10 protein-coding genes are annotated in these 11,306 nt (G+C 64.7%); all 10 read left to right on the top strand.

Annotated features, from left to right (window positions below):
• The first annotated feature begins 31 nt into the window (after positions 1 to 31).
• The 10 genes from glgX to ACWPW0_RS10380 all read left to right on the top strand — a co-directional run bounded on the left by glgX (position 32) and on the right by ACWPW0_RS10380 (position 11,008).
• Complete coding sequence (gene glgX, locus ACWPW0_RS10425; protein ID WP_454255286.1) at positions 32 to 2,215, top strand: glycogen debranching protein GlgX; 2,184 nt, start codon at positions 32 to 34, stop codon at positions 2,213 to 2,215.
• 86 nt (positions 2,216 to 2,301) lie between these two features.
• The gene (locus tag ACWPW0_RS10420; protein ID WP_454256724.1) at positions 2,302 to 3,240 is read left to right on the top strand and encodes an acyl-CoA dehydrogenase; all 939 of its coding nucleotides are present in this window, start codon (positions 2,302 to 2,304) and stop codon (positions 3,238 to 3,240) included.
• Positions 3,237 to 3,995, top strand: coding sequence for a PIG-L deacetylase family protein (locus ACWPW0_RS10415; RefSeq protein WP_454255285.1), 759 nt, complete (start codon positions 3,237 to 3,239; stop codon positions 3,993 to 3,995). The genes ACWPW0_RS10420 and ACWPW0_RS10415 overlap by 4 nt, the downstream gene beginning before the upstream one ends.
• The gene (locus ACWPW0_RS10410; RefSeq protein WP_454255284.1) at positions 3,992 to 4,618 is read left to right on the top strand and encodes a class I SAM-dependent DNA methyltransferase; all 627 of its coding nucleotides are present in this window, start codon (positions 3,992 to 3,994) and stop codon (positions 4,616 to 4,618) included. Before ACWPW0_RS10415 ends, ACWPW0_RS10410 begins: the two co-directional genes overlap by 4 nt.
• On the top strand, positions 4,615 to 5,283 hold the full coding sequence (locus tag ACWPW0_RS10405; protein ID WP_447592037.1) for a glycosyltransferase: 669 nt from the start codon (positions 4,615 to 4,617) through the stop codon (positions 5,281 to 5,283). Before ACWPW0_RS10410 ends, ACWPW0_RS10405 begins: the two co-directional genes overlap by 4 nt.
• Positions 5,284 to 5,747: 464 nt before the next feature.
• Positions 5,748 to 7,055, top strand: coding sequence for a zinc-dependent alcohol dehydrogenase (locus ACWPW0_RS10400; protein ID WP_454255283.1), 1,308 nt, complete (start codon positions 5,748 to 5,750; stop codon positions 7,053 to 7,055).
• Between the two features lie 14 nt (positions 7,056 to 7,069).
• Complete coding sequence (locus ACWPW0_RS10395; RefSeq protein WP_454255282.1) at positions 7,070 to 7,993, top strand: DUF72 domain-containing protein; 924 nt, start codon at positions 7,070 to 7,072, stop codon at positions 7,991 to 7,993.
• Positions 7,990 to 8,766: an endonuclease/exonuclease/phosphatase family protein gene (locus ACWPW0_RS10390; RefSeq protein WP_447592042.1), complete on the top strand. Its 777-nt coding sequence runs from the start codon at positions 7,990 to 7,992 to the stop codon at positions 8,764 to 8,766. The genes ACWPW0_RS10395 and ACWPW0_RS10390 overlap by 4 nt, the downstream gene beginning before the upstream one ends.
• Positions 8,763 to 9,977: a cardiolipin synthase ClsB gene (gene clsB / locus ACWPW0_RS10385; protein WP_454255281.1), complete on the top strand. Its 1,215-nt coding sequence runs from the start codon at positions 8,763 to 8,765 to the stop codon at positions 9,975 to 9,977. The genes ACWPW0_RS10390 and clsB overlap by 4 nt, the downstream gene beginning before the upstream one ends.
• The gene (locus ACWPW0_RS10380) at positions 9,974 to 11,008 is read left to right on the top strand and encodes a lysylphosphatidylglycerol synthase domain-containing protein (RefSeq protein WP_454255280.1); all 1,035 of its coding nucleotides are present in this window, start codon (positions 9,974 to 9,976) and stop codon (positions 11,006 to 11,008) included. Before clsB ends, ACWPW0_RS10380 begins: the two co-directional genes overlap by 4 nt.
• Positions 11,009 to 11,306: the final 298 nt, after the last annotated feature.

Genomic DNA, 11,306 nt, shown 5'->3' with positions numbered 1-11,306 from the left:
AATGGGCCGCGTGCCCGATTGAGGACCGACCATGACCAAGCGGCACGATTCGAGTACTTGCGCAACCACGCCCAGCGGGCACGCAGAGGTAACACAGGTATCACGCATTACCGAGGGCCAGCCATTCCCGCTCGGTGCGACCTGGGACGGCCTTGGCGTCAACTTCGCCCTGTTCTCCGCGCATGCCACCAAGGTCGAACTGTGCCTGTTCGACAGCAGCGGCGAGCATGAGCTGGAACGCATCGAGCTGCCCGAGTACACCGACGAGATCTGGCACGGCTACCTGCCCGATGCCCATCCCGGCCTGGTCTACGGCTACCGGGTACATGGCCCTTACGAGCCCGAGGCCGGTCACCGTTTCAACCCCAACAAGCTGCTGATCGACCCCTACGCCAAACAGCTGGTCGGCGCGTTGCAATGGTCGGAATCGCTATTCGGCTACACCATTGGCCACGCCGACGGCGACCTCAGCTTCGACGAGCGCGACAGTGCGCCGTTCGTGCCCAAGTGCAAGGTCATCGACCCGGCCTACACCTGGGGCAATCACCAGTCCATCCGCGTGCCGTGGGACAGGACGGTGTTCTACGAAGCCCACCTGCGCGGCCTGACCATGCGCCACCCGGCAGTGCCCGAAGACAAGCGCGGTACCTTTGCCGGATTGATGAATGCGGATGTGATCCGGCATATCCGCAAGCTCGGCGTAACCTCCGTCGAGCTGCTGCCGGTGCATGCCTTCGTCAACGACCAGCACCTGCTGGAAAAAGGCATGAACAATTACTGGGGCTACAACAGCATTGCCTTCTTCGCCCCGCACCCGCGCTACCTGGCCAACGGCCATATCAACGAGTTCAAGGAAATGGCCGCGCACCTGCATGATGCCGGCCTGGAGCTGATTCTCGACGTGGTCTACAACCACACCGCCGAAGGCAACGAGCTGGGCCCCACGCTGTCCATGCGCGGCATCGACAACGCCAGCTACTACCGGCTGATGCCCGACGACAAGCGCTTCTATATCAACGATTCGGGCACCGGCAACACGCTGGACCTGAGCCACCCCTGCGTGCTGCAGATGGTCACCGACTCGCTGCGCTACTGGGCCACGGAGATGGGCGTGGACGGCTTCCGTTTCGACCTGGCGACCATCCTCGCCCGCGCCCATGACGGCTACGACGAGCGCCACAGCTTTCTCGTCGCCTGCCGCCAGGACCCGGTACTGAGCAAGGTCAAGCTGATCGCCGAGCCCTGGGACTGCGGCCCCGGCGGCTACCAGGTGGGCGGCTTTCCACCGGGTTGGGCGGAGTGGAACGACAAGTTCCGCGACAACGTGCGCGCGTTCTGGAAAGGCGACGAGGGCCAACTGGCCGAGCTGGCCAGCCGCCTGACGGCCTCGGGCGACCTGTACAACCAGCGTGGCCGGCGACCGTTCACCTCGGTCAACTTCATCACCGCCCACGACGGTTTCACCCTCAACGACCTGGTCTCGTACAACGACAAGCACAACGAGGCCAACGACGAGAACAACCAGGACGGCAGCAGCAACAACCTGTCGTGGAACCATGGCGTGGAAGGCCCCAGCGATGATCCCGAGATCGTCGAACTGCGCTTGCGGCAGATGCGCAACTTCATGGCCACCCTGCTGCTCTCCCAAGGCACACCCATGCTGGTGGCCGGCGACGAGTTCGCCCGAACCCAGCACGGCAACAACAACGCCTATTGCCAGGACAGCGAAATCGGCTGGATCGACTGGAACCTGGGCGAGTCGGGCAAGGCCCTGCAGCGGTTCGTCAGCCGTCTGATCCAACTGCGCATGAACTACCCCATCCTGCGCCGGGGACGCTTCTTCGTCGGAGCCTACAACGAGGCGCTGGGGGTCAAGGACGTGACCTGGCTATCGCCCAACGGCGAAGAGATGACCGAGGAGAACTGGCACGACCCGCATGCCCGCTGCCTGGGCATGCTCCTCGACGGCCGCGCCCAGCCGACCGGCATTCGCCGCAGCGGTGCCGACGCCACCCTGCTGCTGGTGATCAACGCCCACCACGACGTGGTCAACTTCCACATGCCGGAAGTGGCCCAGGGCAATCACTGGAGGTGCCTGCTCGACACCAACCGTGTCGACGAAGAGCACGAGGAAGACTTTGCCTTCGGCAGCGAATTCACCGTGACCCACCGCTCGCTGCTGCTGTTCGAGCTGCACAAGGACGCCCAGGCATGAACGACTATTCCCTGGAGCCCCTCGACGCCACGCTGCGCGCACTGACGCTACCAGCACCGGTCACCGCGCACGCCCTGGCCGAGGTCATGAAGGCGCTCTGCGGCGCGGGGCTCGATCAGTTGCCTCTGCCGGGCTCAGGCCAGACCTTGCAGCGCTGGCAGGCCCTGGCCTGCGTCGCGGCCTTCGACCTGAGCCTGTGCAAGCTTTACGAAGGCCATACCGATGCCCTGGCGATCATGCAGGAATGGCAGGCGCCCCAACCGCCAACCGGCAGCACATGGGGCATGTGGGCGGCCGAGCCGCCCCAGGCGAAGGTGACCCTGAACGCGCAACAGCAGGATGGCGGCGTGCGCCTGCAAGGCCTCAAAGCCTGGTGTTCCGGTGCCGCCACCCTGAGCCATGCGCTGATCACCGCCTGGAATACGGCCGGCGAACAGCAACTGGTCGCCGTCGCCCTCGATCAGCCCGGCGTACAAATTACGAACGACGGGTGGCAGGCGGTGGGCATGGCCGCGACCCAGAGTGTCGAGGTGCTGTTCGACGGTGCCCATGGCCAACTGGTCGGCCCAGCGGGCGGCTACCTGGCGCGGCCGGGCTTCTGGCATGGCGGCGCTGGCATCGCCGCCTGCTGGTATGGCTCGGCCCAGGCCATTGGCGACGCGTTGCGCGCCCACTGCCTACGCCGGGAAGACAGCCATGCCCAGGCTCATCTGGGGGCGGTGGATTGCGCTTTGCACAGCGCCGCCAGCCTGCTGCGCGCCACCGCCCGCTGGATCGACCAGCAGCCCACCGCCGATGCCCAACTGCCCATCCGCCGGGCACGCGCCCAGTGTGAAAGCAGCGCCGAGCAGGTGATCCGCCACGTCGGCCGGGCCCTTGGCGCACTGCCCTACTGCCGCGATGCCTACCTGGCCCGCCACCTCACCGACCTGCCGGTCTACCTGCGGCAAAGCCATGCCGAACGTGACCTCGCGGCACTGGGGCTGATGACCACACAGGAACGTCAAGGGAGCTGGATGCTATGAGAACCAATCCGATCGTTGGCAGCGGGACGTCGCTGCAGGCCTGGAATACCTCGCATCACCTCGCCGCGGTCGAGACCATCAGCTGTGCGGAACTGGTGCCGCCAGGCGCACGGGCGGTGATCATCTCACCGCACCCGGATGATGAAATCCTGGGCTGCGGGGGCCTGCTGCAACTGCTGGCGCGCGAGCAGCGGCAGATCCTGTTGATCTCGGTGACCGATGGCAACGCCAGCCATCCCGACTCCCGCTATTGGACACCACGGCGTTTGAGCATCACTCGTCCGCAGGAAAGCGCCGCAGCCCTGAAGCGCCTCGGCCTGCCCCTCAACGAGATGAAGTGGGTCCACGGCGGCTTCCCCGATACCGCCGTGGCCAACCACGAAGCCAAGCTGCAGGACTTCCTGCTGACCTACCTGCACCACGACGACGTGGTCTTCACCACCTGGCGCGAAGATGGCCACAGCGACCATGAGGCAGTGGGTCGTGCCAGCGTCGCCGCAGCGCATCAGGTCGGTGCCAGGGTGCACGAGATTCCCGTGTGGGCCTGGCACTGGGCCAGCCCGGAAGACCCTCGTATTCCCTGGCAACGCGCTCGCAAGCTGCCCCTCGACCAATGGACCCAGGCGCGCAAGCGCCACGCCGTGCAGGCCTTCGCCAGCCAGATCCATCCCGACCCAGTCTCCGGGCACGCCCCGGTGCTCGCACCGGAGGCCCTGGAACGGCTGCTGCGGGCCTTCGAAGTGGTGTTTGTATGAGCAGTGCTTGCGGCAGCGTTACCGATGCCTACTTCGAGGAGCTGTTCAGCCACAGCAGCGACCCCTGGTCGATGCGCCAGCGCTGGTACGAACAACGCAAGCGCGACCTGACCCTTGCCGCCCTGCCGCTTCCTCGTTATGGCCGGGGCTTCGAGGCCGGCTGCGCGAATGGCGAGTTGAGCCTGCGCCTGGCCGAACGTTGCGACGACCTGCTGTGCTGCGACACCTCGGCAACGGCCGTAGAGCTGGCCAGCCAGCGCCTGCAGCAGGTGCCTCATGCGCGCGTGCAGCAGGCTCGCCTGCCCGAACAGTGGCCGTCCGGCGAGTTCGATTTGATCGTCATCAGCGAACTGGGCTACTACCTGGACCCGCAGGACTTGCATCGCCTGATCGGCAAGGCACGTGCCGCCCTGAGCCGGGACGGCATCCTGCTCGCCTGCCATTGGCGGCACCCCATCGCCGAATGCCCGCAGAGCGGCGATCAGGTACACGCCTGCCTGCACGAGCGCCTGCATCTGGAGCCTGTGTTGCGTCATGAGGAAGCTGACTTCCTGCTGGAAGTCTGGGGCACGCTGGCGACCTCGGTCGCCGCACGCGAGGGTCTGCTCGGGAGCGCATCATGATCGGTGTAGTGGTACCCGCACACAACGAAGAAGCCCTGCTCGCCACCTGCATCCGCGCCATCCAACAGGCTGCCGCCCATCCCGGCCTGGCCGGTGAACCGGTGCAGATCCTGCTGGTACTCGACAGCTGCGACGACAACAGCGCGGCGATTGCCGCCCTTGCCGGCATCGACTACCTGAGCGTGAGCGCACGCAACGTCGGCTATGCCCGCGCAGTAGGCGTCGAACACCTCGTCGCCCTGGGCGCACGCTGGATTGCCTGCACCGATGCCGACAGCGAGGTCGCCACGGACTGGCTGGTGGCGCAGCTGGCGCTGGGCGCCGATATGGTCTGTGGCACGGTGCAGGTACGGGATTGGGGCGATATCCGTCTGTCCGTGCAGCAGCGTTATGCCGATGCCTACACCCAGGCCGATGGCCATCGCCATATCCATGGCGCCAACCTGGGGTTCTGTGCGCAGGCGTATCGACGATCCGGTGGTTTCCAGCACCTGTCCGTGGGCGAGGACGTGCACCTGGTACGTGCCTTCGAGCAACAGGGTGCCTGTATTTCCTGGAGCCATATGCCGCAGGTGACTACCAGTGCGCGACTGCAAGGCCGGGCGAGTGGTGGCTTCGCCGACTATCTCAGGAACCTGCTACGGACGGATGAGGCGCGCTCCTGATAGCAGTCTCGCTGGCTGTTGCAGGCAGGTTCAGTCCTTGTGGGAGCGAGCCGCGCCCGCGAATGGGCGCTGGCCAGGATTCGCGCTGCCATGACACGCCGAGTGGGCAACGCTGACGAGATGGTGCCCCGGCCGCCCGATGGTTATTTGCTGTGGTGAAAGCAAAACCCTCAGGCAACACCAGGTCCCCTCCAGAAGGGGGAACGGAGTCGTCGCGCAAGGGATTGAGCGGCATCCCTCATCGCTATTGGTCACATAAAGGGCCAATAACCTGAACCGTCCTCCCACCCTCCAGTCGGAATAGTAAGTGCCCTCGGCACGCCCCCATTCACGCAACTCGGGAGGACAGGATGAACACGACCCACCACGACGGCAGCACCTGCGTCGACACCCCACCGGTTCGTTGATCCTCATTGTCGGCGTCAGCAGACGCCGCGTCTGTTTCCCCCTCACGAGGATCTGCTATGAAAGCCATTGTGTTCCATGGCGTGGGTGATATCCGCCTTGACGACGTCGCCGAACCCACCCTGCTCGCCCCGACCGATGCCATCATCCGCCTGACCGCCTCGGCCATCTGCGGCACCGACCTGCACTTCGTGCGCGGTACCGTCAGCCCGATGAAACCGGGCACCATCCTCGGCCATGAAGGTGTTGGCATCATCGAACAACTGGGCAGCGACGTGCGCAACCTGCAGATCGGTGATCGCGTGGTGGTGCCCTCGACCATCGCCTGTGGCAACTGCGCCTACTGCCGCGCCGGTTACTACGCCCAGTGCGACGACGCCAACCCCAACGGCAAGGAAGCCGGTACGGCCTTCTACGGCGGCCCCGAGATGACCGGCCCGTTCCACGGCCTGCAGGCGGAAAAGGCCCGTATCCCTTTCGCCCATATCGGCCTGATCAAACTGCCCAGCGAAATCAGCGACGATCAGGCCATCCTGCTCTCGGACATTTTCCCCACCGGCTACTTTGGTGCGGAAATGGCCGAAGTCACCGATGGCGACACCGTGGCCGTGTTCGGTTGCGGGCCGGTCGGCCAGTTCGCCATTGCCAGCGCCAAGTTGCTCGGCGCAGCCCGTGTATTCGCCATCGACCACCTCGACGACCGCCTGCAGATGGCCCGCCAGCAAGGCGCCGAGACCATCAACTTCGACCAGGAAGACCCGGTCGCAACGCTGAAACGCCTGACCGGCGGTATTGGTGTCGACCGTGCCATCGATGCCGTTGGTGTCGACGCCGAGCATTCCTGCCAGGCTGACGAGGCCCATATCGCCAGCTTCCGCCAGGAAATGGCCGAGGTCACGCCCCAGACCCACCCCGATGGCGCCAACTGGCACCCCGGAAACGCACCAAGCCAGGCGCTGCAATGGGCCGTCGAAGCGCTGGCCAAGGCCGGCACGCTGTCGATCATCGGCGTATATCCGCAGCAGGCGCGCAGCTTCCCGATCGGTATGGCGATGAACAAGAACCTGACCATCAACATGGGCAACTGCCATCACCGCAAATACATCCCCATGCTGATCGACATGGTCATGAACAAACGCATCGACCCGGCCAAGATCCTTACCCAGATCAAACCGATGAGCGACGCCATTGCCGCCTTCAAGGCCTTCGACCGTCGCGAAAGCGGCTGGATCAAGGTCGAGCTGCATCCGCAACAGCTGGCCCACGCAGCCACGGGCAGCGAGGAAAAGATCATCAGCGAGGCGCAGCTGGACGAGGCTATCCAGGGTTCGAGCCACGACAGGCCGGCAACGCCGAAACCCTCGTGAAGACAGGAACAGCCATGAGCAGCGATGTGCGCATTGGCATCTCCGGCTGGCGGTATGCGCCGTGGCGTGGGGATTTCTACCCCGAGGGACTGACGCAGAAGCGCGAGCTGGCCTTTGCCTCGCGGGCGGTCAACAGCATCGAGATCAATGGCTCGTTCTACGCCCTGCAAACGCCCCAGCGCTACGCGAGTTGGGGCGCGGACGTGCCCGATGACTTCGTCTTCAGCATCAAGGCTCCGCGCTTCATTACCCACGTCAAACGCTTGCGCGAGATCGAAGAGCCGCTGGCCAACTTCCTCGCTTCGGGCCTGTTCCAGCTGCGCCACAAGCTCGGGCCGATCCTCTGGCAATTCCCGCCGAGCTTCACCTTCGACGCCACCCTGTTCGATGAATTTCTCCGGCAATTGCCGCGCGACAGCAGTGGCGCCAAGCGCATCGCCCGCCATTGCAGCGCGCGCCTGCAGCAGGAGGGTTACCTGGATATCCCCTCCGGGCAACCGATGCGCCACGCGGTAGAGATCCGCAACGTCAGCTTCCTCACACCCGCCTTCATCGAGCTGTTGCGCCACTACGACGTGGCCCTGGTGGTAGCGGACACCGCCGGCAAATGGCCCTGTGTCGAGGACCTGACCGCCGACTTCGTCTACATGCGCCTGCATGGCGACAAGAAGCTCTACAGCAGCGGCTACTCGGATGCCGCCCTGGAGCGCTGGCGCGAACGCATCGAGCTGTGGCGGCACGGCAAGCAGCCGGGCGACGCCCATCTGGTCAAGCAGCGCGGCGGCAGCGGACGTCGCTCGCGGGATATCTACTGCTACTTCGACAATGACGTGAAGGTTCGGGCGCCCTACGACGCCCGCCATCTGCTGGAAAAACTCGGCCTGGCAGATGCACTCGACGCAGTGCCCGGCCGCTTGCAAGAAGGAATCCCGGGATGAGTACATCGCCCCTTCTGCGCCTTGCCGAAGACCCGGCGGTCACCACGCTGAAAGTGCTGACGGTGAACACCCACAAGGGTTTCACCTTCTTCAACCGGCGCTTCATCCTGCCCGAGCTGCGCGATGCGGTACGCACCACCGGTGCCGACGTGGTGTTCCTGCAGGAGGTGCTCGGCGCCCACCAGCGCCACGCCAGGCGCTTCGATAACTGGCCGCAGACCCCCCATTACGAATTCCTCGCCGACAGCATGTGGACCGAGTTCGCCTACGGGCGCAACGCCGTGTATCCCGATGGCGACCACGGCAATGCCCTGCTGTCGAAATTCCCCATCCTGCATCACGAGAACCTCGACGTTTCGGTGGGCGGCAACGAGGAACGCGGCCTGCTGCATGCGATCCTGGATGTGCCCGGTCGCGAGGTGCATGCGATCTGCGTGCACCTGGGCCTGCGCGAATCCCACCGGCAACTGCAGCTGCAACTGCTCTGTGACGTGGTCGCCCTACTGCCGCAGGATGCGCCGGTGATCGTTGCCGGGGACTTCAACGACTGGCGCCTGCGCGCCGATGCCGTTCTTGCCCGCCAGGGCCTGCATGAGGCCTTCGTGCGCGAATTCGGCACGCCAGCGAAGAGCTTTCCCGCCCGCTGGCCGCTGCTCTACCTGGACCGCATCTATGTGCGCAACGCGCGCACCCGCAACCCTGTCGTGCTGTCCACCCGGCCCTGGTCGCACCTGTCGGACCATGCGCCGCTCGCCGTGGAGATCCACCTATGAGCTATGCCTGGCACGACGGCAACCAGGTCGAGTTGCTGATCAACGGTGAAGCCTTCTACCCCCGTGTATTCGAGGCCATTCGTGCGGCGCGCAAGGAAGTGCTGCTGGAAACCTTCATCATCTATGAGGACAAGGTCGGCACCGAGCTGCAGCAAGTTCTGATCGACGCCGCCACGCGCATCGCGCGTGTGGAGATCACCGTCGACGGCTATGGCACTGCGGACCTGAGTGAGCCATTTCTGGCCCAGATGATCGAAGCCGGCGTCAAGATTCACATGTTCGACCCGCGCCCCCGCGTGCTCGGCATGCGTACCAACCTGTTCCGCCGCCTGCACCGCAAGGTTGTGGTGGTGGACGCTGAACTGGCCTTCATCGGCGGCCTGAATTACTCGGCAGACCACCTCGACGATTACGGTCCCATGGCCAAGCAGGACTATGCCGTGGTCGTGCGCGGACCGGTCGTCGCCGACATCCACCACGATACCCTGCAGATGCTCAGCCCCGCCGCCCGCAACAATAGCCGGCTGACACCCGTGACACGCCACGCCGGCTCTGCGCGCATTCGCCTGTCGATACGTGACAACGACGACCACCGCGACGACATCGAGACCCAGTACCTGGAGGCCATCCGCAAGGCCCAGCAGCGTCTGGTGATCGCCAACGCGTATTTCTTTCCGGGCTACCGGCTGATCCGCGAACTGCGCAATGCCTCGCGCCGCGGGGTCAAGGTCACCCTGATTCTCCAGGGCCAGCCGGACATGCCCTGGGCCCGTGGCTTTTCGCGTCTGCTCTACAACTACCTGCTGCGCGAAGGCGTGACCATCTGCGAATACTGTCAGCGCCCGCTGCACGGCAAGGTCGCCCTCGCGGACCATGAATGGTCGACCGTGGGTTCGAGCAACCTCGACCCGTTGAGCCTATCGCTGAACCTCGAGGCCAACCTGATCATCCGCGACCCGGCGTTCAACCACTACCTGCACGACCACCTCACCGCCCTGGCCGCCGCCCACTGCAAGCAGATCAGCCTGGAGCGCGTGCTGCGCGGCTACTGGTGGCGCGGGCCGATCATCTTCTTCTACTTCCACTTCCTGCGGCACTTCCCGGCCATTGCCGGCTGGTTACCTGCCCACACGCCCAAGCTCAGATCGCTGAAGACCGTCGCGGTTGGCGATACCAACGAAGTGTGTTTCGACCAGGAGAATATCTCATGAACGCCGCCGCGCATGACGACCCCAAGCGCAGCCGACGCAAGGCGCAGCTACGTTGGGCCAAGCGTGCGCTGAACCTGCTGTTCCTGATCCTCGTGCCGGTGCTGCTGTTCATGCTGGTGAAGAACCTGGAATGGAACGAGGTCAAGGATGCGATCCAGGGCTACAGCACCTCGATACTGCTGATCTGCGTCGGCATCACCGTGCTCAGCTTCCTGATCTTCAGCACGTACGACCTGCTCGGCCGTGCCTATGTGAAACACACGCTGCCAGCCAGGCAGATCCTGCCGGTGGCCTTCGCCGCCTACGCGTTCAACCTCAACCTCAGTTCCTGGGTCGGCGCCATCGCCCTGCGCTATCGCCTCTACTCACGTCTCGGCCTGGACGTGGCCACCATCACCAAGGTGCTGACCTTCAGCCTGGTGACCAACTGGCTGGGCTACCTGATCATGGCCGGTGGTGTTTTCTCCCTGCGCCTGGTGAAGCTGCCGGAAGGCTGGGCCATCGGTGTCACCGGCCTGCAGCTGATCGGCTTCGTCCTGCTGGCGATATCGGCCATCTACCTGCTCGCCTGTCACTTCGCCAAACGCCGCGCCTGGCACTTCCGTGATCAGCAACTGACCTTGCCCTCGACCCGCCTGGCACTCAGCCAGGCCGGGCTGTCGATGCTCAACTGGTCGCTGTCCTCGCTGCTGGTCTTCCTCCTGCTGCCCGAGGGCGTCACCTACCCCACCGTGCTCGGCATCATGTTGATCAGCAGCATCGCCGGGGTCATCACCCATATCCCCGCCGGCCTCGGTGTGCTGGAAGCGGTGTTCATCGCCATGCTCCACCATCAGGTATCCAAAGGCGCCGTACTGGCCGCCCTGATCGGCTATCGGGCGATCTACCTGCTGCTGCCGCTGGCGGTAGCGGTCGGCGTCTACCTGGTGCTGGAGAAGCGCGCAAAGAAACTGCGGGCGCAGCAGGACTCGAGCAAAGCGGGCGAAAAGCCTGATAGCCAAGACAGCAAGGCCAAAGCGGTGGAAGCCTGAGCTGATCCTCGAATGATGTGTCCAGATGCGACGAGGCTGGTGGGCCAAAGCCCGCCAGCCCCCACAGAAGCTCGCGCTTATTGCACTCGTAGCCACCCACTGATCGCTCCCACGCTCCGCGTGGGAGCGCCACACGCTGCCGGACGTTATGGACGCAGAGCGTCCTCGGATGCATTCCCACGCGGAGCGTGGGAACGATCAATGCAGAACGTGGCACCAACCAGAAATCCAGAGTGGTCACAGCGCCTCGTTTCAGCCAACGTTGAGCTGCATTGGTGGGCTGAAGCCCACCCTACCC

Source organism: Pseudomonas sp. Marseille-Q8238, from assembly GCF_965111915.1.
This window is presented reverse-complemented; position numbering and strand designations above follow the sequence as displayed.

Bases quoted from the DNA above. Each gene is read 5' to 3' on its own strand.
- glgX (WP_454255286.1), top strand. From the start codon at position 32: ATGACCAAGCGGCACGATTCGAGTACTTGCGCAACCACGCCCAGCGGG.
- ACWPW0_RS10415 (WP_454255285.1), top strand. From the start codon at position 3,237: ATGAGAACCAATCCGATCGTTGGCAGCGGGACGTCGCTGCAGGCCTGG.
- ACWPW0_RS10400 (WP_454255283.1), top strand. From the start codon at position 5,748: ATGAAAGCCATTGTGTTCCATGGCGTGGGTGATATCCGCCTTGACGAC.
- ACWPW0_RS10410 (WP_454255284.1), top strand. From the start codon at position 3,992: ATGAGCAGTGCTTGCGGCAGCGTTACCGATGCCTACTTCGAGGAGCTG.
- ACWPW0_RS10420 (WP_454256724.1), top strand. From the start codon at position 2,302: ATGAAGGCGCTCTGCGGCGCGGGGCTCGATCAGTTGCCTCTGCCGGGC.
- ACWPW0_RS10405 (WP_447592037.1), top strand. From the start codon at position 4,615: ATGATCGGTGTAGTGGTACCCGCACACAACGAAGAAGCCCTGCTCGCC.
- clsB (WP_454255281.1), top strand. From the start codon at position 8,763: ATGAGCTATGCCTGGCACGACGGCAACCAGGTCGAGTTGCTGATCAAC.
- ACWPW0_RS10390 (WP_447592042.1), top strand. From the start codon at position 7,990: ATGAGTACATCGCCCCTTCTGCGCCTTGCCGAAGACCCGGCGGTCACC.
- ACWPW0_RS10395 (WP_454255282.1), top strand. From the start codon at position 7,070: ATGAGCAGCGATGTGCGCATTGGCATCTCCGGCTGGCGGTATGCGCCG.
- ACWPW0_RS10380 (WP_454255280.1), top strand. From the start codon at position 9,974: ATGAACGCCGCCGCGCATGACGACCCCAAGCGCAGCCGACGCAAGGCG.